Below are 22990 nucleotides of genomic sequence, written 5' to 3'. Positions count from 1 at the left end.
TTGATTATCCTGCGGCGCGTTCATTGTCGGGGCGGAACCCGATCAGGTTCGAGGCGGCAAACCGACCGCCGCCGGCTTTCTGGATTTTACCATCGCGCAGCAGCTGACCGAAAGAGCGCAGGCTTTCTTCGCGATTGAACTCATCCTGTTTCAACGAACGGACCTTGTTCATCAGTTGCGGGCGCGAGAACTGTTCCTGACCCTCGATGAAGGACAGATAGGATGCCGCAGCTTCGAGCAGATCCAGCAAGGACTGTGCGCCTTGTTCCTGTGCGAACTGGGCGAACCCGCTTTCCTCTGCCGCGCTATCCTCTTGATCAGTTTTGACCCGGCGAGGGGCAATCGGGCCTGCAATCGCGTCGCTCTGATCGACGCGCTGTTCAGCAACAAGCTTCAAAGGCGCCGCCGCGTCGGATTCAGGGCGCATGCTGGTGACCTGAATTTCAGGGCGGCGTGGGCTGACGGCCGAGGCCAGATCACCGCGATAGGGCTGATCCACCGAGGCAGTGTCGGTCTTGCCATCAACTTCGGCAGCCGCAACAGCATTGCGCAGATGCGAATAGGTTTCGCGCGTGTCGCTGGCCGAAGGATCGCCCATCTGCTGGTCGGCTTTTTCCATCAGGCGAAGTACGTCCTGATCCAAGGTGCTTGCTTCGTTGGGCGTTTCATCAGTGCCGCCAGCCATCTCGGCTTCGACACTTGAGATATCATCCAGAAGGTTCTTTTCATCCTCGGCGGACAGAACACCCAGCGCAATCGACTCGTCTGCTTGCTCCGACGCACCCTCATCTTTCATGATGTTCAGGATGCCATCGGAGACTGTGTCGTCCTGGACGGTGGTTTCGGGTTCGGTTGGCAAGGCGTCATCGGGCTGAATATCTGCTTCTGCCTCATCTTCGAAGAACTCAGCAACCGTGGAAAGACTATCTTCTTTCGCCTCAGGTTGTGCTTTCTCTGGCGCTGGATTCAGATCTTCCGCCTTCAGCGCACCGGCTTCAAATGCAGCTGCGACTGCATCGACAGGGGCCGGTTTTGCGCCAAGCAGAGAGGTATCTTCATCTTCCGCGTCGGTGATCGGAGCCGTGTTCGAATGCGTGACCACAGCGCGAATGCGCTGCAGCTTGGCTGAGATGCTGTCAGCCGCAAGTGGCTCGGCGTTAGCTGCGGGAGGTTCAACCGAAGAGGGGGTGGCAACGGTCGAAGGGGATGGGGGGCGGTGCGAGGACATGGCTGCATCCTTTGTGGCAGTCTCGGGCGCGGTGTCCGGCGCGGTTTTTGTCGCACGCAGCAGCAGACCGGATTCGTCTTGCCGGGCCTCTACGTGTTGGGCTTTGTCGCCCTGGGCAATGCGCGACAGCATTTCAGCATCCAGTCGAGGGGGTTCAGAACCGAAGTACCGATCATCTGCTGCGATTTCGCGGAAGTAGTCTGCAATGGCTTTGAGTGTTTCAAACGAGTTGTCGAACCCTTCTAATGTGCAGGAAAAGGCCCCATAAGAAACAGTTAACACCTTCTTATTCTGTACCATCAGACACACGTCCTCTACAAACTAACAAAGCCAACTTACCCAGAATCGAGCGCACACATTGGCCTACAGCTCTACATGAACCTATCAATTTGTGGTCTCAATGTGTCCAAACCCAGAAAAAATGATCAATCTGAGAAAAAATGAGCCAATTGTGCGTTCAAACGGCCCAATTGGGCTGGTCGGAGGGGGAAAAATTGGGGTTTCCGACCTGAATTTGGTGCTGAATCGTGTCAATTCAGTGGTTGCGGCGGATGGCGGTGCATCGATTCTGGTTGATTCGGGTGTTGTTCCCGAGGCGGTGATCGGTGACTTTGATTCACTAGATGCCGCGACGCGCAGGTGCATAGCTGAGGATCGTCTGTTTCAGATCGATGAACAAGACAGCACGGATTTTGACAAGGCTCTGCGCAGTATCGACGCCCCGCTTGTTATCGGGGCTGGTTTTCTGGGCGGTCGACTGGATCATCAATTGGCGGTGCTCAATACTCTGGTCACGCGTTTGAACCCGGTCTGCATCTTATTGGGCGCGCAAGAGGTGGTGTTTCACGCACCACCATCGATTGTTCTGGACCTCGCACCGGGCGATATCGTCTCTCTGTTTCCGCTGCGGCGTGTGACGGGGCGAAGTCGCGGGCTTGAATGGTCCATCGACAAATTAGTTTTCGAACCAGATGGACAAGTCGGAACCTCGAACAGGGCAGTGTCACAGGTTCAACTACATCTGGATGGGCCGGGGCTGCTGGTCATGGTGCCGCGCGCCGCATTGGATCAGGTCATGCAGGCGTTTCTGTCGGGGCAGACCGGGCGGTGGCCCTCTCTCGTAGAATGACATACAGCCCGGCGGCCATGGTGATCAGGATGCCAAGCGCTGCGATCCCGTTGGGCAGATCGTGAAAGATCAGCCAGCCAAAAAGGGTTGCCACCGGGATCTCCAAATATTGCATTGGGGCGAGCGTCGCTGATGGCGCATAGCGCAGCGACCATGTCATCAACAGATGGGCGACGGTTCCCAGAATACCGATGGCCAGCAAAAGCCAGTGCGCGTTGCCGGTCGGCATGATCAAAGACAGCTCCCAGATTCCGGATTGGGTTCCCCACAGAATGAGGGGGAGCAGAAAGATCGTGGCCATCACTCCGGACACCGCCTGCAAGGATATCGGATCGGTTTCCTTGGCGATCTGTCGGGTGACCAGCATAAACAGCGCAAAAACCACGGCAACGATCAGTGGTAGCAGGGCAGGCAATCCTACTTCGGCAAAGCTGGGCTGGATGACCAACAGCGTTCCGGCAAATCCAACGACACATGCGATCAGGCGCCGATGGCCGACCTCTTCATTCAATACATACTTTCCAAGAAGCAACATGATAAAGGGCATCACGAACGCTATGGCGACCGCATCTGCCAGTGGCAGGAATTGCAGCGCGCTGAACATCGCTGTAATGCCGATGATATGAAGACCGGTGCGGATTACGGTCAGACGCAGAACGCGCCCCCGCATGCGCCAGGGTCGGCCAGTTGCAGCCACCAGCGGGATCAGGATCACTGCTTGAATCGCAAAACGGACCAATACCAGCAGCCCTAGCGGGGTGGATTCACCCAGCAGCTTGGCGATTGAATCGCCAAGCGGTGCGAGTACGCAGAAACCAAGCATCAGAACGATGCCGAAAACGGGACGATCCTGTGTCATGGGCGCGACGCTAACCGTTTCGGATCACGGTGGAAAGCGCTGTTATCAGCTGTCGGGCAGCGGCTGAACTTTTGTGTAATCCGGTCCGATGCAGGTGGGCAGATCATCACCAAGCTTGAGCCAGCTCAGCTTTTCCTCATGCGCGACATGCAGGGTCGGCTGCAATGCCTCGGGGTTGTCCAGGGTTGCAACATATAGATGCAGCACGTCTGACATCTTGTTTGATCGAAACGAGATCGGGGTTCCGCAATAGGGGCAAAAGCTGCGCTCGACTCCGGGAGAAGAGTTGAAGCGTTTGGGCTCTTCACCGGTCCATCGCCACTGCCCGTCGCGGACCCCGAAATATGTGGTCATCGGCGCAGCGCATTGACGGCGGCAACTGTCGCAATGGCAAGTGACGCAGGACAGAACCGGAGGATCGACGTGGTAGCTAATTTTGCCACACAGGCACTGTCCGCGCATAGTGTCCCCTCCGATACTCCGTCAGCAGTTTGGCACGTTGACGGCCAGACCGCCAAGCGATGTTTCCTTATACTTTTCGTGCATATCCTGGCCGGTCTGGCGCATCGTTTCGATCACCGAGTCCAGCGGTACAAAATGCTGCCCATCACCGCGTAGCGCCAGAGAGGCGGCCGAAACCGCTTTGATCGCCCCCAACCCGTTCCGTTCGATACACGGCACCTGCACAAGGCCTGCTACGGGATCACAGGTCATGCCCAGATGATGTTCCAACGCGATCTCGGCCGCGTTTTCTACCTGTTCGGGTGTGCCACCCATCACCGCGCATAGCCCAGCGGCGGCCATGGCCGAGGCGCTGCCGACCTCGGCCTGACAGCCTGCTTCCGCGCCCGAGATCGAGGCGTTGAACTTGACCAATCCACCGATCGCGGCGGCTGTCAGAAGGAAATCCTGGATATGGCTTTCCGATGCGCCCGGCACATGGTCAAGATAGTAGCGTATGACCGCAGGCAGCACGCCTGCCGCACCGTTGGTGGGTGCGGTGACGACCTGACCACCGGCGGCGTTTTCCTCGTTCACCGCCATGGCGTAGACGCTCATCCAGTCATTGATCGTATGCGGCGCGGTCAGGTTCATGCCACGCTCGGCCATGAGCGCATCATAGATGCCTTTGGCACGTCTTCGTACCTTCAGGCCACCGGGAAGAATGCCATCGGTCGTCAGGCCGCGCTCGATGCAGTCGTTCATGACCTGCCACAATCGGGCGGATCCCTTGGCAAAGCTGTCTGGACATCGGCGCGCGACTTCGTTGTCGCGCTTCATCTGTGCGATGGTTTTCCCACTGGTCTTCGACATCTCCAGCATTTCAGCGGCGGATTTGAAGGGGAAGGGAACGGGCGGCACACCCTCATCCGTGGCCTTGCCGTCGGCCAGTTCCTCCTCGGTTAGAACAAAGCCACCGCCGATGGAATAGAACACCTGCCGCAAGATCACGTCGCCTTGTGCATCGGTGGCCATCAGGATCATGCCATTGGCGTGACCGGGCAGGGTATGTTCGTAGTCAAAGACCAGATCAGCCTTGGGGTCGAACGCCAGAGGCGGCAGGCCGTCAGGCGAAACCGTATGGGTTTCGGCAATTGAGGCGAGTGCAGCTTCAGCTTTTTCATTGTCATAGGTCTCGGGCACAAATCCTGCGAGACCCAAAATGGTGGCGCGGTCCGTGGCGTGGCCAACTCCGGTAAACGCCAGCGACCCGTGCAGTGACCCGCGCAGGCCGGAGAATTCAAATGGCGATGCGCGCATCATGTCCAGAAAGCGCGCGGCAGCCACCATCGGGCCCATCGTGTGCGAAGAAGACGGGCCAATGCCCACCTTGAACATATCAAAAACCGAGAGGAACATGTCAGACAGCTGAGCCTTCTGGAGGGTTGGCATAGGTGGGCGAGGTAAACGGATTAGCCCCAAGCCCTTCGGCGGCGATGGCGGTGCGGGCTGCAGGGCGCGATTCCAACTGCATCAGTATCCTCTGCAAATAGGGCGTATCTGCCAGCTGATACCAGCTGCGATCCGCTTGTGCAGGATAAATCGCCATCCAGCGCATCATGCATCCCACGTAATATGTCAGGACCGAGGGTTTATCTGCGTTCAGCCAATCGGGGGCTTCTTTTGCGACGGCATCCAGCTTTTGTAGATGCATCCGCAAGCGAGGCCGCATCCCGGCACGTAGGGCCTCGGCCTGCGACGGGTCGATGTATTTCTCGGCATAGAACAGAATGCGCAGATCAGCGTGCAATGTGTTCGACGCAAAAAACAACCATTTCAGAAATGGCGCGCGATCCGGATGATCGGCGGCTGGGGCAAGGTGGGCGTGGGTATCGGCAAGCCACAGCAGAATGGCGGCGGTTTCGAAAATAGCCCCCTGCGGTGTTTCCAGAACCGGTATCAAACCGTTTGGGTTCAGCGCACGATAGGCAGCGCTGTCCTGTTCGTTCTGGCTGCGATCGACCAGCACGGTTTCATAGGGCAAGCCCATCTCTTCCAACACCAACCGGATCACCAGTGAGGCGTTGTCGGGGGCGTAGTGCAGGCGATAGGGCTGTGTCATGGCGCGTACTTATGATGCGAGGTCAAATTGGGAAGGCATGATTGCGACGTATCCGATGGGAAACGCGTAGTCTAAGCGACTTTCATAGCGGTCTTGCATGAATTGGGTCTCGCCGTTGCGTTTTGCATTCCGTATAACTCAGAAAAACCATTCCGGGAAAGCTGCCGATGACCACAGAGATGTCGCCAATCGATACCGCAAAATATGTCGCGGCAAGGCGCGCCGCTGAAATGGTCGAAGATGGAATGCGCGTTGGATTGGGAACCGGTTCAACCGCCGCCTGGCTGGTGCGTCGATTGGGCGAGCGGGTGGCGCAGGAGGGTTTGCGGATCAAGGGTGTTCCAACGTCGACCCGCACGGCGCAACTGGCACGTGAGGTTGGGATCGAAGTTGTCTCGTTGGATCAGGCCGGGTGGCTGGATCTGACGATTGATGGGGCAGATGAGTTCGACGGTGATCTGAACCTGATAAAAGGCGGTGGTGGGGCGCATCTTCAGGAAAAGATCGTGGCAACGGCCAGCGATCAAATGGTGGTGATTGCCGATGCAGGCAAAGAGGTCGAAACCCTGGGTGCGTTTCCCCTGCCGGTCGAAGTGATCCCATTTGGCTGGCAGACCACGCGCACTCTGATCGAAGAGGTTCTGGATACGATGGATGTGCTGGGCACCAATTGTGCGCTGCGCATGAATGGAGAGGCCCCCTATGTGACCGATGAGGGCAACCATGTCCTGGACCTGCATCTGCAACGGATCGGCAATGCTCGCCAGATGGCGCTGGTGCTCAATCAGGTGCCCGGTGTTGTTGAGAATGGTCTGTTTATCGATATCTGCGATAAGGTCGTCGTTGGCCATGGAGATGGTCGGGTCGAGCTGCGGGACATCAACGCAGGCACGATCGAGATGGATCAGCTTTTGAGTGGCGCGCGCGAGAACCTGTTTTCGGATCTGACGGATTGATCCGAACCCTTACGAAACTTGGCCCTATGAATGAAAAAACCGAGATTTGCGCGGCAAGGGGTTGGCAGCTGACTTTTTGCGCCCAGATATCCAAAGAATTTTTGAAGACTGAACGAAGGAACCCGGCATGAGCTTTGACTATGATCTGTTTGTCATCGGAGGCGGCTCTGGCGGGGTGCGCGCGGCGCGCGTGGCAGCAGGAGAAACCGGCGCCAAGGTGGCGCTGGCCGAAGAGGATCGCTATGGCGGCACCTGCGTGATCCGCGGCTGTGTGCCGAAAAAGCTGATGGTCTTTGCCAGCGAATATTCGGGCATGGTCGAGGATGCGCAGGCCTATGGCTGGGACATTCAGCCGGGTGCCTTCGAATGGAACACCTTCCATGGCAAGCTGGTTACCGAACTGGATCGACTGGAAGGCATCTACCGCAACATCCTCAAGAACAACGGCGTCGAAAGCTTTGATCAGCGCGCGCATGTGGTCGACGCGCACACGGTTGAGCTGGCCGATGGGACCCGCAAAACCGCAAAGCACATTCTGATTGCAACAGGCGGTCGTCCGGTAGTGCCGGACTTCCCGGGCTCGGAACTGGCGATCACGTCGAACGAGATTTTTCATCTGGCGAAACTACCCGAAAGCATTCTGATCGTCGGTGGCGGCTACATCGCCAGTGAGTTCGCCGGGATCATGAACGGATTGGGGGTCAAGACCACGCAATTCTATCGCGGTGCGCAAATCCTGCGCGGGTTCGACGAAGAAGCGCGAGGGTTGATCTGTGAAGAGATGCGCCAGAACGGCATCGACGTGCGTCTGGGCACCAATGTGCTGGAGATGACGAAAGAGGGCGACAAAATCCGCGTCAAGGCTACGGATGGCACTGAGGATCAGTTTGACGTCGTGATGTACGCCACCGGTCGTACGCCGAACGCGGACAATCTGGGGCTGGAAGCCATAGGTGTCGAGCGCGGCCGCAAGGGTGAGATCATCGTGGATGAATACAGCCAGACCGGTGTGCCCTCGATTTACGCGATTGGCGACGTGACCGACCGGGTGAACCTGACGCCGGTTGCCATTCGCGAGGGCATGGCCTTTGTTGAAACCGTGTTCAAGGGTAACCCGACACCGGTGGATCACGACCTTATTCCCACTGCGATCTTTACGCAGCCTGAATTCGGAACGGTCGGTCTGAGCGAGGAAGAAGCGTCGGCTCAGGAACCAATTGAGGTTTATGCAACCTCGTTCAAACCGATGCAGAAGGCGTTCGCTGGTGGCACCCAGCGGGTTCTGATGAAGTTGATCGTCAGCCAGGCGTCGCGCAAAGTACTGGGCTGCCATATCGTAGCCCCCGGCGCGGGTGAGATGATTCAGTTGGCCGGTATCGCCGTAAAAATGGGCGCCACCAAGGAAGATTTTGACCGCACGGTTGCAGTTCATCCGGTGATGGCCGAGGAATTGGTGACAATGCGGCAACCTGTACGCACGGCTTGATTTGCAACCGAGCGCACACAAGTTACAAGGGACCCCGTGATCACACGGGCCTAAACGAAGGAATCGAAAAATATGGCGGGCAACAGCGGTGGCCCCTGGGGGGGCGGAGGCTCATCCGGAGGCGGAGGAAATCGGGGTAACAACGGGGACGGGCGTAAGCCTCCCGAAGGTGACGGCCCGCAGATCCCCGAGATCGATGAGCTGATGAAAAAAGGCCAGGAACAGCTGCGCGTTCTGATGGGCGGTCGTGGCGGCGGTGGTCGTGGCACAAACGGTTCAGGCGGTGGTGGCGGTGGTCCGTTGTTCACCAAAGGGACTGTGGCGATTGGCGCTTTGGTTGCCATTGGCCTTTGGGCGGCTGCCAGTTTTTACACCGTGAAACCCGAAGAACAGTCTGTTGAGCTGTTTCTGGGTGAATTTTCCGCTGTTGGGAACCCGGGTCTGAACTTTGCACCTTGGCCGTTGGTAACCGCCGAAGTCATTCCGGTCACACGTGAACAGAATGAAGACATGGGCGGTGCGCGCGGCAGTGATGATGGTTTGATGCTGACCGGCGACGAAAACGTGGTCGATATTGATTATCAGGTTGTCTGGAACATCAACGATCCGGCCAAATACCTGTTTAACCTGCGTGACCCGCGCCAGACGATCCGCGCCGTGTCGGAATCGGCGATGCGTGAGATCATAGCCCAAAGCGAACTGGCACCGATTCTGAACCGGGATCGCGGGATCATTGCTGATCGTTTGCAAGAGCTGATCCAGTCCACAATGGACAGTTATGATTCCGGTGTAAACATCGTCCGTGTTAACTTCGACAAGGCTGACCCGCCGCAGGACGTGATCGCCGCATTCCGCGATGTTCAGGCCGCCGCGCAGGAGCGTGACCGTCTGCAGAACGTCGCTGACGCTTATGCCAACCGGGTTCTCGCCGAAGCGCGCGGTGAAGCGGCGCAAGTTCTGGAAGAAGCTGAAGCCTATCGCGCCCAGCAGATCAACGGCGCTCAGGGTGAAGCCAGCCGCTTTAGCGCAGTTTTGGAAGAATATACCAAAGCGCCAGACGTGACCCGAAAGCGCCTCTACTTAGAGCGGATGGAGCAGGTTCTGGGTGATGTTGACAAGATCATCCTTGATGAAAACTCGACTGGCTCAGGGCAGGGTGTTGTCCCTTATCTGCCGCTGAACGAACTGCGCCGTAGCAACACAGCGGAGAGCAACTGATGCGTAAATCACCTATCATTCTGATTGTCATTGCTATTCTGGCCGTTGTCGGCTTGTCCTCGATCTTCATTGTGGATGAACGCGAACGCGCGCTGGTTCTGCAGTTTGGTCGGGTTGTCGCTGTAAAAGAAGAGCCCGGTCTGGCGTTTAAAATCCCGCTGATACAGGAGGTTGTCCGTTATGATGACCGTATCCTTTCGATTGACGTACAGCCGCTTGAGGTCACTCCTCTGGACGACCGTCGTCTGGTTGTTGATGCGTTCGCCCGTTACCGGATTTCCGATCTGGAACAGTTCCGCCAGGCCGTAGGTGTTGGTGGAGTTCCGGTGGCCGAGGATCGTTTGGATCGCATCCTGCGCGCTGAAACGCGCGAAGTTCTGGGTTCGGTCTCCTCGCGCGATATCCTGAGCTCGGACCGGGCGGCTCTGATGCTGCGTATCCGCAACAGCGCGATTGCCGAGGCGCGCGCGCTGGGCGTCAATGTGATCGACGTGCGCCTGAAAGCAACCGATTTGCCGCAGGCCAACCTTGAGGCCACATTCGATCGGATGAAGGCCGAGCGGGAACGAGAAGCAACCGACGAGCGCGCGCGTGGTAACGAGGCGGCGCAGCGTGTTCGTGCGCAGGCCGACCGGACCGTGGTGGAACTGGTCTCGGACGCCAACCGTGAGGCCGAGATCATTCGCGGTGAGGCAGATGCGGAACGCAATGCAATCTTTGCCGAAGCCTATGGCGCGGACCCGGAGTTCTTTGAGTTCTACCGCTCTCTGACGGCCTATGAGAATGCACTTCAAGGCAGCAACAGTTCGTTGATCCTGAGCCCGGATTCCGAGTTCTTCAATTACCTGGCCTCGCCCACCGGACGTGCTGCACCGGCTGCTGCGGCCTCTGAGTAATGGGTATGATCCTTCTGGCCTTCGGGCTGGTACTGATTGTCGAGGGGCTGGCCTATGCGCTGGCCCCTTCGCTTATTGAACGGATGCTGGAGGCACTCCGATCCCTTCCAGAACAGGCGCGACGGTTATCCGGATTGCTCTGTGTGGTCAGTGGGCTGGTCCTGATTTGGGGTGCCTATCAGGTCGGGTTTTGACTTCAGGGCTTCACGTGGCGGTGATTTCCCCGCGATCCTGAGTTGCGGGTTGCAGCAAACCGACTACATTGGTTGCCAAGAGGGCGGCTTAAGGGCGGTCCGTAGATAGTGACGACAAGGAGTTCCCAAGTGCAGGTACAAGCACGCAGTATGTCCGTCCGTCAGGACGAAGGGTTTAGTTTCATGCGGCTGATGTGGCTGGCATTTGCGGGAATGGTTCTGATCGTTGCGCAGACGGTGTCGGCGTATGCGCGTGGCGAAAGCTTGGCACCGCTGGCGGAACAGATCAGCCCGGCTGTGGTGAACATCACCACATCGACCCTGATCGAAGGTCAAACCGGCCCGCAAGGCATTGTTCCCGAAGGGTCCCCGTTCGAAGACTTCTTTCGCGAGTTCCAGGATCGCGGCGACAATGGCGAAAACGTCCCTCGCCGTAGCAATGCCCTTGGCTCGGGGTTTGTGATCTCGGAAGATGGATTCATCGTCACCAACAATCACGTCATTGCCGAAGCGGATGAAATCCTGGTGGAATTCTTCCCGGGCGATGGTCAGCCCAAGAAAGAGCTGCCCGCCAAAGTGATTGGCACCGATGAAAAGACCGACATTGCTCTGCTCAAGGTCGAAGCTTCTGGCCCGTTGAAATACGTCCAATTCGGTGACAGCGATATTGCGCGGGTTGGGGATTGGGTGATTGCCATGGGCAATCCGTTGGGCCAGGGATTCTCGGTCTCGGCCGGGATCGTATCTGCCCGCAATCGCGCGCTGAGCGGATCTTATGATGACTACATCCAGACCGATGCGGCGATCAACCGAGGCAACTCGGGCGGTCCGCTGTTCAACATGGATGGCCAGGTGATAGGCGTGAATACCGCGATTCTTTCGCCCAATGGTGGGTCCATCGGGATTGGCTTTTCGATGGCTTCCAATGTGGTGGTCAAAGTTGTCGATCAGCTGCGCGAGTTCGGGGAAACCCGCCGAGGCTGGCTGGGTGTCCGTATTCAGGACGTGACCGAAGACATGGCCGAAGCCATGGGCCTTGAAAAACCCGGTGGTGCGCTGATCAGCGATGTGCCCGAAGGCCCTGCGAAAGAGGCTGGCCTGCTGGCGGGTGACGTCATCCTCAGCTTTGACGGCGTCGATGTTGAGGATACACGCGGCCTTGTCCGTCAGGTCGGTGAAACAACGGTCGGCAAAGCCGTTCGCGTCGTGGTCAGCCGGGATGGCAGCACCCAGACCGTCTTGGTCACGCTGGGCCGCCGCGAAGATGCGGAGCGCGCCGAGAATGGCGAAGAAGAAGCCGAAGACACGCCTGCTGATGAAAATACGGATATTCTGGGTCTGACGATTTCACCGCTCACCGACACGCTGCGCGAAGAACTTGGTCTGGACGCGGATGCCGAAGGGCTGGTGGTTTCAGATGTGGATCAGGCTTCGGAAGCCTATGCCAAGGGCCTGCGGGCTGGTGATTTGATCACCGAAGCGGGCCAGCAAAAGGTCGGCACAATCGAAGACTTGGAAGACCGGATGGAAGAGGCACAGGTGGCCGGACGCAAGTCTCTGCTGTTGCTGGTGCGTCGTGGCGGTGACCCACGGTTTGTTGCGCTCAGCCTGGAAGAATAACACCGGTTTTGATCTTCCAAGAAATGATCTAAGAGGCTCCGATCCGGGGCCTCTTTTTTTGTCTGCTAAGCGGTGGTCAATCTTTCTGAACCGGGGCTGTAATTAATGTCTAACATCATGTCGCAAACAGAGCGGACCTGATCCGAAACCCGTGTTAGGGGCCGGATGAAAGGGAATATTGTGTCAGAAAACAAGATTTTACAAAACCCTACATTGGCTATCGTCTTTATCCTGATCGGAATGCTGGGGATTTCTCTCAATGACATGCTGATCAAGTTTCTGTCGGGCGGGTATCCTTTGCACCAAATGGTATTCACCCGTTCTCTGATTGGGATCGGCTTTAGCCTTGCTCTGGTTCAGTTGGAGGGGGGATGGAGTATCCTGAAAACCGATCAGCCGGGCCTGCATGTTCTGCGGGCGACGTTTCTGGTGATTGCAAACCTGACATTTTTCACCGCGCTTGCGGTTATGCCTCTGGCCGAAGCGACGGCTGTGTTTTTCGTGGCCCCTTTGATGATCACCTTGCTCAGCATCCCGATCCTGGGCGAAAAGGTCGGACCGATGCGCATTGGCGCGGTTCTGGTCGGGTTTGCAGGCGTGATCATCATGACACGTCCCTGGGAAAGCGGAGCAGAGCGCACGATTAGCCTGTGGGTTTATGTCCTGCCCATTGCAGCCGCATTCACCTATGCGCTGAACAACGTCATGACGCGATATCTGGGCGCCAAATCCAAGGCGTCTGCCATGGCGGTCTATATTCAATCTGCCTTTATTTTTGTCAGCATTATCTTCTGGCTCGTCGCCGGAGATGGACGATTTACTGAGGGTGTCGAGAATGAAAGCTTACTGTTCCTATTCCGTGCCTGGGTCTGGCCTGAAGGTCATGACCTCTGGTTGTTCGCAGGTTTGGGGTTGAACGCAGCTCTTATCGGGTATTGCCTTGGGCAGGCCTATCGCATCGCGGACGCGGCCACCGTGGCCCCTTTCGAATATGTGGGCCTGCCGCTGGCGATTTTTTGGGGCTGGGTGATCTGGGGCGAGCTACCGGGTTTGCCGGTTGTTTTTGGAATACTCTTGATCCTCGGTTCGGGTCTGTTTGTCTTCCTGCGGGAAAAGCAAAAGAACCGAATGGTTGTTCGTGGTAAACACGTGCATCGCAGGTACTGATACGCGCGAGCAAGGCCCGAGTTTGCAAAGAAAATGAGCCATATGTCGGGATGACATATGGCTCAGATACAGGGAGAGATCAGTGGACAGATATCGGGGATGATTCTCTGACCTCCTACGGTAACAAGCTCACCTTAGGTTAGGTTCGGCCTGTTCTTCTGTGAACCAGATCACACCAAACGACGAAATCGTCAGATCAGGTCGGATTCGGCTAATTCACGCAGGGCTTCGAAATCCTGAATCAGCAAACCTCCGCGCGAGGCTTCGACCACGTTGTCGCGCTTCCAGGTTGAGATGGTTTTTGACACCGCCTCGCGCGTGGCGCCGACAAATTCGGCCAATTCGCTTTGCGATAGCGTGATTCGTGCCGATGGGTCGTCCTGAAGATTGGACAGATGAAGCAATTTGCGGGCCAGGCGGATCGGCATGGGCAGAAAGACCTGCTCGTTCAGCTGGGAATCCATCCAGCGCATGCGTAAACCGGCCAAACGCACCATATCAACGGCCAGATCGGGATGCTGGCGGATTTGGTCCATCGCATCACGGCGGCGCACGCGCAGAACACGCGACGGTTCGGCTGCGGTGACCGTGGCGGTGCGCGGGCCACTGTCAAACAAAGCAATCTCGCCAAACACTTCGCCGGGGCGCATCAGGGTCAGGGTCAGCTTTCGCCCGCTCATGGCCAAAAACGACACTTCGAGCGTGCCTGAGAGTATCGCGTAGAGCGCGTCGCCCTCGTCACCCTGTTCAAACAGGGTTTCGCCCTGTTCAAGGGTCAGTTCAGAGGCAAGATCAGAGAGCATCTCTCGAAGCTCGTCAGAGGCTTCGGATAGAAAGCCACTAGAAGGAAAGGCCGTCATACGGGCGGTGAACTCCGGATTTAGGTGATGAGTGGTGCTTTAACCTTTCATAGCTTCGGGCTTAAGCCAAGTTCTTTTGCAGCGAGCGGATCACTTGGGCGGTGTGATGGTGGTGCATCAACGCAGCGCTGGCGCTCATTGCTGATCCGGTTCTTCCATATAGTTTTGTAGCAGGCTGAATTGCAGCATCAGAAACGCCATTAGGGCGATCGGGAAAGCAAAGGTTTCGATCTTCACCCACAAATCCGTGGACATGGTGCGCCAGACGATTTCGTTTGCCACAGCAAGCACGGCAAAGCAGGCACAGAGCCGACGGGTTAGTATCATCCAGCCTTCGTGTTTCATCGGCAGCATCTCATCCAACACATAGGCCAGATAGGATTTCCCCTGAAGCAGACCGATCCCAAGGATGGTCGAGAAGACACCGTAAACCAGCGTCGTTTTCATCTTGAAGAACCGTTCATCATTGAACCAGGCGGTCAGGCCACCGAAGAAGATGACCATGAAGGCGGTGAAAATCTGTAATCTGCTGAGTTTACCGGTCAGAAACCACAGGATGCCCATTGCGGCCAGCATCAGAGGCACAAATATGATCGTGGCGATGATAAAGCCGGAATACTCTGTGCCGCCGATCAGAAAGCTGTCATCGCGCAGGCGCAGGTAAATGAAGAAAAAGGCCAGTGGCGGGCCAAGCTCCAGCACCTGTTTCAGAAACGGGTTGATGTCTTTTTTGCCTGTCATCGTATCTTCCTGCTGCTTACCCGCCTATTTCAACGATTACGGCGCCCAATGCAATCAATGCCATCAAAGCAATGCGTCTGGGGCCGACGGTTTCTTTCAATACAAGCCAACCGATCAAGGCTGCAAAGACTGTTGAGGTCTCGCGCAGAACGGCGGCTTCGCCTACTTTGTCGAGCCGTGTGGCCAGCATGATCGCCCCGAAAGACATGGGCGCGATGATGCCGCCTGCAAGACCACGCAGCATGAGCGGACCAATGGCAGGACGGTTAATCATGGCGCGCCATCTGAGGAAGGCGTAGATTGGCATGGCCGCGCCGTCGATCATGAAAAACCACGCCAGAAAGGTGAACGGATCGGCGGTGGCACGGATGCCATAAGCATCGTAGGTCGTGTAAAGCGCCACGAAGAGGCCGGTTGTAACCGCCAACGCCAGCGCGATCCCAAGCGTTTCCCGGTTGGTTTCCAGAAAACGCAGGTTGTAGAGGGCGAGGCCGAATATCCCGGCCAGCAGAACCGCAACACCAAACCACTGAGTGCCGCTGAAAGTCTCGCCGAACAACAGATAGGCGCCAATCACGGTGAACAGCGGGCCGGTGCCCCGCACAACGGGGTAAACGACCGTATAAGACCCTTTGGTGTAGGCCATGGCCTGAAGCGTTTTGTAGGCGATGTGGATCAGCCAGACGACGGCAAAGATCGGCCACATATAGGGTTCGGGCCAGGGCACGACGAAGAACGCAAAAGGGGCGGCCATTACGCAATAGCAGGCGTCGATCGCTCCGCGCGACAGCCAGGGATCGTGGCGGCCTTTCTGAAGTGCCCCGAAGACCGCGTGCAAAAAAGCGGCCATGAGCGCCAGCCCAAGGGCAAGCTGGTGGCCCGCTTCGGTGCCTTCAAGTGAGATCAGCCAGTCGCTCAAGTATCAGATCTTTTTGCTGGAGGGAGAGGCTAGAGGCTGTCTGCCCCCAGACCCCCGAGGATATTTACGGCCAGATGAAGGTTTGGATCAACTTTGGTCCAGGCCGGTCAGGGCGGCGGCGAACTCTTCGGGGTCGAAGGGGGCGAGGTCGTCAATTTGTTCGCCGACGCCGATGGCGTGGATCGGCAGGCCAAACTTGTCCGCAAGCGCCACCAGAACGCCGCCCTTGGCGGTGCCGTCGAGCTTGGTCATCACAAGGCCTGAGACATCGGCCAGATTGCGGAAGGTTTCCACTTGGCTGAGCGCGTTTTGACCCGTGGTCGCATCGAGCACAAGCAGGGTGTTGTGCGGGGCCGTGTCGTCGACCTTGCGAATAACGCGGACGATCTTGGCCAGTTCCTCCATCAGATCTGCTCGGTTTTGAAGGCGGCCTGCCGTGTCGATCATCAACAGATCGGCGCCATCTTCCTGGGCTTTGGTGAGGGCATCGAAGGCGAGGCTTGCGGGGTCCGAACCTTCTGGCGCGGTTAAAACCGGGACACCGGCGCGCTCGCCCCAGACCTGGAGTTGTTCAACGGCGGCGGCGCGGAAGGTGTCGCCGGCGGCGATGACAACCCGCTTGCCTGCGGCTTTGAACTGGCTGGCGAGCTTACCGATGGTCGTTGTTTTGCCCGAGCCGTTAACGCCGACGACCAGAACCACCTGCGGGCGTTTGGCATAAATCGGTAATGGGCGGGCCACAGGCTCCATGACGCGGGCGACTTCCTGTGCCAGCAATTGTTTGATTTCGCTCGTCGAGAGTTTGCGGCCAAAGCGACCCTCGGCCATGTTTGCGGTTACGCGCAGGGCGGTGTCGACGCCCATATCCGAGGCGATCAGCAGCTCTTCAAGCTGTTCCAGCATGTCGTCATCCAGCGTGCGGCGGACTACGGTTTGGGCATCGCCGCGGCTGAACAATCGGCCCAGCAGGCCTTTTGACTCCGGCACCTCCGGCGGCGTTGGTTCAGGCGTGGGGTCTGCAGGTGTAGGAGCAGGAGGCTCGGATGGCACGGGGATGGGGGCCGGGCTGGGTACCTCTGGAACGGGTTGCGTTTCGGGCTCGGGCTGCGGGATCACCGGGTCGGGTGCGGTTTCCTCGCCGCCATCCTCGACAATCGCATCCAACCCCTCTTCGAGGCGCGAGGAGGATTTGAACAGCTTGTCCTTGAGCTTTGAAAAAAACGCCATTTTGGTCTCCGCAGGTGATCCTTTCACCTAATGCGGATTTAAGGCAGTTGCAAAGGGTCAGGTGAAGGCGATCAGGAACCCGGCTTGTGCGCCCCAATAGAGCGGCCAGATCAGATAGGGCGTGAGTTTCAGAGCCGGGTGGTTGGCAGGTAACAGGAATTTTTCAGTTGCGAGGATCAGATCTGAGGCGATGAAGGCCATCGCAGCGGGCATGGCCCAACGAAGGGCGCCTGTATCGGGCAGAGCGAGGACTGTGATGCCCATGCCGAGGATGATGGGGATATAAGCCAGCACCGGCACCCTGAGGTCTCCGGCGCGGGGGGCCAGGAGGGTGGCGGCGACAATGCCCAGCAAAATGAGGGGCCAGACATATCCGGGATGGTCGAAGATAAGTGTCGCATCGCTGCTGGGATGAGACAGGAAGAGAGCGACATAGGCAAGGTGGCCTGCCGCAAATGCGCCAACACCGGCCATAAAGCTGGTCTCGGACTCGCGGGAAAGTAGTGCGTCCCCGATAGCGCAAAGGGCCAAAGCAAGGATCAACAGGGTTGCGGACCCGCTGAGAGCCGCGAACAGGGCCAATAGGGCGACAGAGGCAGTTTTAAGCGCAGTGCGTATTGTGCTGGCCGGGCGTGGCGACAGGGGCAGATAGGCCAGGGCGCATGTGGCTGCGATCCAAATCAGGCTGTTCACTCTGGTTTCCTCCCACTCTCGCGGGTTTACTGTCGTTCGAAATCTGCAATTGGCACAACAGGTGACGTGGAGGCATGCGAACGCGCAGCGCGCATAGCTTTGACCGCATGTATCTGACACTATGGCGCCATGCTGAGGTTCTTTGCGATTCTTCTTGTGCTTTCGGCCCATCCTGTGGGGGCGCAAACGGCGTTATCTGGGGCGGAATTCGATGACTATACGCGCGGAAAAACCCTGTTTTACGGCTATAGCGGCGAGGTTTACGGGGTAGAACGCTATTTGCCCAATCGTCGCGTGATCTGGTCGTTTCTTGATGGCAACTGCAAGGAAGGTGTGTGGTATCAGCGCGAAGATCAGATTTGCTTTGTCTACGAAGACAGGTCAGACCCGCAATGCTGGGTTTTCACGCGAATGGGCGGTGGTTTGGTTGCCCAGTTCGAAGGCGACCCACAGGCGACGCAGTTGTATGAGGCCGAAGATCTGGGTGAAGAGATGATCTGCCTTGGGCCAGAGGTTGGGGTTTGATCTCAGCTCACCCTTAGGTCTTCGTAGCTGATCATGACATGCTGTCTGAACGCGGGTCTTGCTGTGAGTTGGTCGTAGTAGCGTTTAAGATTGGGGAACTGCGCGCGCGAAATCTCGATATCGTAGTATCGGTACAGGATGTGGCCGAACTGGATGTCGGCCAGGGTCAAGTCGGATCCGCTTAGAAACGTGTCTGTCGTTAAGTGTTGATCTGCAATTTCCAATTTTGTTTCAAGCTGTTCAATGGCGTTCTTGATCTTAACCTTGTCCCTATCGGCAGGTGCGGTTCGAACCACCTGCCAGAACACCGGGACCGTGAAACCCATTGCAACATTGATCTTCGCCCATTCGGCCCATTTGTCCACGTCGGCGCGCTGAACCGCGTCTTTGGGCCAAAACGTGTCGGGTGCGTAGCAGTCGGCAAGATAGCGTAGAATGGCCCCGGTCTCCCATACGGGCGGGTTGGTACCATCCTGAAGGACCGGGATTGTGCGATTTGGGTTCAGATTGGCAAAGGCTTGCGTGTCGAGCCCGCCAAAGTGATGGCCAACATCATGGCGGTGATACTCCAGTCCCAACTCTCCGACACACCACATGAGGGCTTGCACATTCGATGATGTTTTGCGCCCCCAAATCGTCAGCATGGTTTAGAAGAGAGAGCCCTGATCGGGAGCATCTGTCTTAGCCTTTTTGGGGGGCGATTTGCTGGAACCTCCGGTCGTCAGGCGACCATCGGTGAACTCGATTTCCAGCACCAGGTGCTTGGAGGCTTGTGACTTGGTGGTAATCACGTCGCCCTCGGCCCGCACAACGGCATAGCCGCGTTCCAGCGTGGCTTTGTAGCTAAGCGTTTCGCGCAGGCGGTCTGTGGCATCCAGCTGTTGGCGCAGGCGATCCAATCGGGTGCTTTGAGCGGTGTCTAGTCGTTCGGCCAGTCTGTTGGTGGCTTGGCGCTGCTGGTCAATCTCGCGTTGGATCGGACGCACGGATAGGCGCGAAGACAGGTTGCGCAGGCTTTCCTGCCGAGATGCGACAACGCCGCGCAAGGTTGAGGGGCGCAGATGGGCCGACATCTCAACCAGTTGCAAGCGTCGGTTTTGCACGCCTCTGGTCAAAGCGGGTGTCAGTCGTTCTGCAATCAGATCAAGCCGTTGCCGGGGAGTGTTCAACAAACTATCCGGGCGCGGTAGGGCGCGGGCAATATCGCGCAAACGCTGGCTGCGGCGCTGGACCGCATCGCTGGCCGCACGGGACAGGCGTGCACCCTGTTCATTGGTCCAAGCCAGCAGCTCCATCCGGACGGGGACAGCCAGCTCAGCGGCAGCAGTCGGCGTGGGTGCCCGGCGGTCCGAGACAAAATCGATAAGCGTTGTATCCGTTTCGTGACCCACAGCCGAGATCAACGGGATGTCCGAGGCGGCAGTGGCACGTGCAACGCTTTCTTCATTGAACCCCCACAGATCTTCGATCGACCCGCCGCCGCGCGCAACGATGATCAGATCAGGGCGAGGCAACGCGCCCCCGGGTTTGAGCGCGTTGAACCCTTCGATGGCGCGTGTCACTTCGGGTGCGCAGTTGGCCCCCTGAACAGCAACCGGCCAGATCAGAACCTTGCGGGGAAAGCGTTCCCTCAGTCTGTGCAGGATATCACGGATCACCGCGCCAGAGGGTGAGGTCACAACACCGATAATGTGCGGCAGATAGGGCAGTGGCTTTTTGCGTTCGGCTGCGAACAGGCCCTCGGCCTCCAATTGTTTCTTACGCTTCTCCAGCAGCGCCATCAAAGCACCTTGGCCCGCGACGGCGACCTCATCCACATTCATGTTGTATTTGGACTGCGCACCAAAAGCGGTTAGGCGGCCGGTCACGACAACCTCTAGCCCTTCTTCAGGTACGACCGACAGGCCCGAGATTTGACCCTTCCACGTGGTGCAGGCCAGCACGTTCCGATCATCCTTGATGTCGTAGTACAGATGCCCCGAGCGCGCTTTGAACACCCGCCCGACCTCACCGCGTACACGGATTCGTCCAAACGACCCTTCGAGCGTGCGTTTTACCTCTCCCGAGAGCTCAGAAACCGAATATTCGGGAGTGTTTTGGCCAGGAATGGGCTCGTCGAGCAGATCGGACATTTCAGCGCCTTGTGTCAAATGCCCACCCAGCTTAGAACGCCGCGCAGGCAAGGCCAAGCAGATCGGAGAGCTTTCATGAACATCCTTATTCTCGGCAGCGGCGGGCGCGAGCACAGCCTGGCCTGGGCGGTGATGCAAAACCCCAAATGCGACCGCTTGATCGTTGCGCCGGGAAATGCCGGGATCGCTCAGATCGCCGAATGCGCCGCACTGGATATCGAGGATGGTGGCGCTGTGGTCAGTTTCGCCGAGGAAAACGCGATTGATTTTGTCATCGTCGGACCCGAAGCGCCATTGGCCGCAGGCGTTGCTGATCGGTTGCGAGAGGCTGGCGTGCTGGTCTTTGGCCCCTCGGCCGCAGCGGCGCAACTTGAGGCCTCAAAAAGCTTTACCAAAGAGATTTGTGATGCAGCCGCAGCACCCACGGCGGCCTATGCAAGGTTCACTGAGGCGGAACCGGCAAAAGCCTATATCCGAGAGCAGGGCGCGCCCATCGTGGTCAAGGCCGATGGTCTCGCCGCAGGCAAGGGTGTGATCGTTGCGATGGACGTGCAAACTGCGTTAGAGGCCATCGATGACATGTTCGGCGGTGCCTTTGGGGGTGCAGGGGCCGAAGTTGTGATCGAAGAGTTCATGGAGGGTGAGGAAGCTTCTCTCTTCGTGTTGTGCGACGGAGAGAACATCTTGTCCATCGGCACAGCACAGGATCACAAGCGTGTGGGCGAAGGCGATACCGGGCTGAACACCGGTGGCATGGGCGCCTATTCTCCCGCTCCGGTTCTGAGCGCTGAGGTCGAAGCCCGTGCGATGGATGAAATCATCCGCCCGACCATGGCCGAGATGAAGCGACGCGGGATGCCGTTTCAGGGGGTGCTCTATGCCGGTTTGATGATCAAGGATGGGCAACCACGTTTGGTGGAATACAATGTGCGGTTCGGCGACCCCGAATGTCAGGTGCTGATGATGCGTCTGGGCGCGCAAGCTATGGATTTGATGCATGCAGCGGCCGAGGGGCGGCTGGAGGAGACCCGGGTGAATTGGGCTGAGGACCATGCGATAACCGTGGTCATGGCTGCGCAGGGCTATCCCGGGGTGTATGAGAAAGGCTCTATCATAAACGGTTTGGATGAACTGCCCGAAGACAGCAGCAACATGGTGTTTCATGCAGGCACCAAGGCGGTTGAGGGGCAGGTTCAGGCTTCTGGCGGTCGGGTGCTGAACGTCACCGCACGCGGGGACACGCTGCAGAAGGCGCGGGATCGGGCCTATGCGATGGTGGATGGGGTGGACTGGCCGGAGGGGTTCTACCGCCGCGATATTGGTTGGCGGGCGCTGTGAGCGACGGGCGGGCTAGGGGGCTTTGCCCCCTCGGCCTGCGGCCTCACCCCCAGGATATTTGTAGCCAGATGAAGTAGGGATCAGCATTTTAGGGCTTGGGTGAGGCTGTTCGGGCCGTTGAACGGGCCGAGAACGGTTTGGGTCCAATCGGATTGGTGCGAGACGCTGATGATCCGCGACCAATCGGCGTTGACAACGATCAGCTCCGCCTGGCCGTTGCAGAGGCGCAGGCCGCCCGAGATAAAATCCTCACCGATCTTGTGATTGGTCAGGCCCGGGATTGCGGCGATCTCGGTCAGCTGATCATCCTTGAAGCGCCAGATACGCAGGGTTTTTGCGAGGTGAGGGCGGTCGATATAGGCAATCTCGACATGGTCGTCGCCATCCAAATCAGCAGCTCCGATTGGGGCCAGCCAACGGAAGCGGGTGCCGATATGCGGGGTGGCGGCGATTTTTGTTCCGGTTGCATCGTAGATTGCGAGTTGAGCACCGCGCTGGTCTTGAGACTCAACGACGACAGCTTCGACATCGCCATCGGAATCGACGTCCCAGAGCCTGGGCGCCAAGTCTTCGAAAACGCGATCTTCTGGCAGGGTGATAGTCGTGACTTTGGTGCCATCTTCACCTTCGACGCTTAGTTCTAGCGCGCCGTATTCGATGTTGTCACCCAAGACACCATGCGCGTAGCGCGTGGTTGGTTCCGTGAACCGGGCTGAGGTTATTGTATCGGCGGTTACAAAGCTTGCTCCGGCAAGCCACATGCAACACGCTGACAGAGCGCCGCGGGCCCGAAAGTGCCAGAGGCGAGCGGGCGGGCGCGGCGCTTTGGTTGGCATCAGATCTGCTTTTCGGGCATTTGTACAACCAGACCATCCAGTGCATCCGTCACCTTGATCTGGCAGGTTAGGCGCGAACGGGCAGGGTCGGGCTCGTAGGCGAAGTCCAGCATGTCTTCTTCCATATCATCCTTGGCGGGGATTTTCTCGACCCAGTCAGGGTGGATATAGACATGGCAGGTTGAGCAGGCGCAGGCACCGCCGCAATCGGCCTCAATGCCTGGAATATTGTTGTCACGGGCCCCTTCCATGACCGTCAGTCCGTTGGCAACCTCGACTGTGTGTTCGGTACCGCCATGCTCGACATAGGTGATCTTTGCCATTGCGTGCGTCTTCCTTCTGCAAGTGTCGAATTCTTCATTAGTCAAGGGAGCTAAGCGTTTCCAGTGGCAATTGCGACGCA

At 57.8% G+C, this 22990-nt stretch carries 24 protein-coding genes; 10 read left to right on the top strand and 14 right to left on the bottom strand.

Annotated features, from left to right (window positions below):
• Window positions 1-4: 4 nt before the first annotated feature.
• Complete coding sequence (locus ACR0JE_RS02180) at window positions 5-1528, bottom strand: hypothetical protein (protein ID WP_480862682.1); 1524 nt, start codon at window positions 1526-1528, stop codon at window positions 5-7.
• A gap of 151 nt (window positions 1529-1679) precedes the next feature.
• On the opposite strand from ACR0JE_RS02180, the gene ACR0JE_RS02175 reads away from it, so the two are divergent.
• On the top strand, window positions 1680-2357 hold the full coding sequence (locus tag ACR0JE_RS02175) for a thiamine diphosphokinase (protein WP_480862680.1): 678 nt from the start codon (window positions 1680-1682) through the stop codon (window positions 2355-2357).
• Here ACR0JE_RS02175 and ACR0JE_RS02170 read toward each other — a convergent pair.
• The 4 genes from ACR0JE_RS02170 to ACR0JE_RS02155 are packed head-to-tail and all read right to left on the bottom strand — an operon-like array spanning window position 2302 to window position 5779.
• The gene (locus ACR0JE_RS02170) at window positions 2302-3216 is read right to left on the bottom strand and encodes a DMT family transporter (protein ID WP_480862678.1); all 915 of its coding nucleotides are present in this window, start codon (window positions 3214-3216) and stop codon (window positions 2302-2304) included. The two genes, ACR0JE_RS02175 and ACR0JE_RS02170, sit on opposite strands and share 56 nt — an antisense overlap.
• A gap of 45 nt (window positions 3217-3261) precedes the next feature.
• Entirely contained in the window at window positions 3262-3678 is a 417-nt protein-coding gene (locus tag ACR0JE_RS02165) for a GFA family protein (RefSeq protein ID WP_480862676.1), read from the bottom strand.
• 21 nt (window positions 3679-3699) lie between these two features.
• Window positions 3700-5076 (bottom strand): L-serine ammonia-lyase, encoded by a 1377-nt coding sequence (locus ACR0JE_RS02160; RefSeq protein WP_480862674.1) that lies wholly within the window; start codon window positions 5074-5076, stop codon window positions 3700-3702.
• A 1-nt stretch (window position 5077) separates the two neighbouring features.
• Window positions 5078-5779, bottom strand: a complete 702-nt coding sequence (locus ACR0JE_RS02155; protein WP_480862672.1) for a glutathione S-transferase family protein — start codon at window positions 5777-5779, stop codon at window positions 5078-5080.
• 167 nt (window positions 5780-5946) lie between these two features.
• On the opposite strand from ACR0JE_RS02155, the gene rpiA reads away from it, so the two are divergent.
• The 7 genes from rpiA to ACR0JE_RS02120 all read left to right on the top strand — a co-directional run bounded on the left by rpiA (window position 5947) and on the right by ACR0JE_RS02120 (window position 13316).
• Entirely contained in the window at window positions 5947-6735 is a 789-nt protein-coding gene (rpiA, locus tag ACR0JE_RS02150) for a ribose-5-phosphate isomerase RpiA (protein WP_480541034.1), read from the top strand.
• A gap of 127 nt (window positions 6736-6862) precedes the next feature.
• The gene (gene gor, locus ACR0JE_RS02145; RefSeq protein WP_480862670.1) at window positions 6863-8221 is read left to right on the top strand and encodes a glutathione-disulfide reductase; all 1359 of its coding nucleotides are present in this window, start codon (window positions 6863-6865) and stop codon (window positions 8219-8221) included.
• A gap of 72 nt (window positions 8222-8293) precedes the next feature.
• The gene (gene hflK / locus ACR0JE_RS02140; RefSeq protein WP_480862668.1) at window positions 8294-9439 is read left to right on the top strand and encodes an FtsH protease activity modulator HflK; all 1146 of its coding nucleotides are present in this window, start codon (window positions 8294-8296) and stop codon (window positions 9437-9439) included.
• Window positions 9439-10335 (top strand): protease modulator HflC, encoded by an 897-nt coding sequence (gene hflC / locus ACR0JE_RS02135; RefSeq protein WP_480862666.1) that lies wholly within the window; start codon window positions 9439-9441, stop codon window positions 10333-10335. The genes hflK and hflC overlap by 1 nt, the downstream gene beginning before the upstream one ends.
• Complete coding sequence (locus ACR0JE_RS02130) at window positions 10335-10529, top strand: DUF2065 domain-containing protein (protein ID WP_480541743.1); 195 nt, start codon at window positions 10335-10337, stop codon at window positions 10527-10529. Before hflC ends, ACR0JE_RS02130 begins: the two co-directional genes overlap by 1 nt.
• A 150-nt stretch (window positions 10530-10679) precedes the next feature.
• Window positions 10680-12149 (top strand): Do family serine endopeptidase, encoded by a 1470-nt coding sequence (locus ACR0JE_RS02125; RefSeq protein WP_480862782.1) that lies wholly within the window; start codon window positions 10680-10682, stop codon window positions 12147-12149.
• Window positions 12150-12329: 180 nt separating this feature from the next.
• On the top strand, window positions 12330-13316 hold the full coding sequence (locus ACR0JE_RS02120; protein ID WP_480862664.1) for a DMT family transporter: 987 nt from the start codon (window positions 12330-12332) through the stop codon (window positions 13314-13316).
• 191 nt (window positions 13317-13507) lie between these two features.
• On the opposite strand, the gene ACR0JE_RS02115 is transcribed toward ACR0JE_RS02120, so the two are convergent.
• The 5 genes from ACR0JE_RS02115 to ACR0JE_RS02095 all read right to left on the bottom strand — a co-directional run bounded on the left by ACR0JE_RS02115 (window position 13508) and on the right by ACR0JE_RS02095 (window position 17756).
• A complete protein-coding gene (locus ACR0JE_RS02115) occupies window positions 13508-14176 on the bottom strand; it encodes a Crp/Fnr family transcriptional regulator (protein ID WP_480541044.1) in 669 nt (222 codons plus the stop codon).
• A gap of 135 nt (window positions 14177-14311) precedes the next feature.
• Complete coding sequence (locus tag ACR0JE_RS02110; RefSeq protein WP_480862662.1) at window positions 14312-14917, bottom strand: inner membrane-spanning protein YciB; 606 nt, start codon at window positions 14915-14917, stop codon at window positions 14312-14314.
• 16 nt (window positions 14918-14933) lie between these two features.
• Complete coding sequence (locus ACR0JE_RS02105) at window positions 14934-15836, bottom strand: EamA family transporter (protein ID WP_480862660.1); 903 nt, start codon at window positions 15834-15836, stop codon at window positions 14934-14936.
• Between the two features lie 87 nt (window positions 15837-15923).
• The gene (ftsY, locus tag ACR0JE_RS02100; protein WP_480862658.1) at window positions 15924-17063 is read right to left on the bottom strand and encodes a signal recognition particle-docking protein FtsY; all 1140 of its coding nucleotides are present in this window, start codon (window positions 17061-17063) and stop codon (window positions 15924-15926) included.
• 57 nt (window positions 17064-17120) lie between these two features.
• Window positions 17121-17756, bottom strand: a complete 636-nt coding sequence (locus ACR0JE_RS02095) for a lysoplasmalogenase family protein (protein ID WP_480862656.1) — start codon at window positions 17754-17756, stop codon at window positions 17121-17123.
• A gap of 129 nt (window positions 17757-17885) precedes the next feature.
• On the opposite strand from ACR0JE_RS02095, the gene ACR0JE_RS02090 reads away from it, so the two are divergent.
• Entirely contained in the window at window positions 17886-18281 is a 396-nt protein-coding gene (locus ACR0JE_RS02090) for a hypothetical protein (RefSeq protein ID WP_480827576.1), read from the top strand.
• Between the two features lie 2 nt (window positions 18282-18283).
• Here ACR0JE_RS02090 and ACR0JE_RS02085 read toward each other — a convergent pair whose 3' ends face one another.
• Window positions 18284-18925 carry a glutathione S-transferase family protein gene (locus ACR0JE_RS02085; protein ID WP_480862654.1) on the bottom strand — a complete coding sequence of 214 codons (642 nt, stop codon included), beginning with the start codon at window positions 18923-18925 and terminating at the stop codon, window positions 18284-18286.
• Window positions 18926-18928: 3 nt separating this feature from the next.
• A complete protein-coding gene (gene xseA / locus ACR0JE_RS02080; protein ID WP_480862652.1) occupies window positions 18929-20413 on the bottom strand; it encodes an exodeoxyribonuclease VII large subunit in 1485 nt (494 codons plus the stop codon).
• 75 nt (window positions 20414-20488) lie between these two features.
• Between xseA and purD the strand changes: the two genes are divergently transcribed.
• The gene (gene purD, locus ACR0JE_RS02075; RefSeq protein WP_480862650.1) at window positions 20489-21751 is read left to right on the top strand and encodes a phosphoribosylamine--glycine ligase; all 1263 of its coding nucleotides are present in this window, start codon (window positions 20489-20491) and stop codon (window positions 21749-21751) included.
• Between the two features lie 80 nt (window positions 21752-21831).
• On the opposite strand, the gene ACR0JE_RS02070 is transcribed toward purD, so the two are convergent.
• Window positions 21832-22587 (bottom strand): FG-GAP repeat domain-containing protein, encoded by a 756-nt coding sequence (locus ACR0JE_RS02070; protein WP_480862648.1) that lies wholly within the window; start codon window positions 22585-22587, stop codon window positions 21832-21834.
• Entirely contained in the window at window positions 22587-22910 is a 324-nt protein-coding gene (locus ACR0JE_RS02065) for a 2Fe-2S iron-sulfur cluster-binding protein (RefSeq protein ID WP_039534845.1), read from the bottom strand. The genes ACR0JE_RS02070 and ACR0JE_RS02065 overlap by 1 nt, the downstream gene beginning before the upstream one ends.
• Window positions 22911-22990: the final 80 nt, after the last annotated feature.

This window comes from Ruegeria sp. H3, from assembly GCF_056533095.1.
The sequence above is the reverse complement of the archived record's forward strand: the minus strand, read 5'-3'. Positions and strand labels throughout refer to the sequence as shown.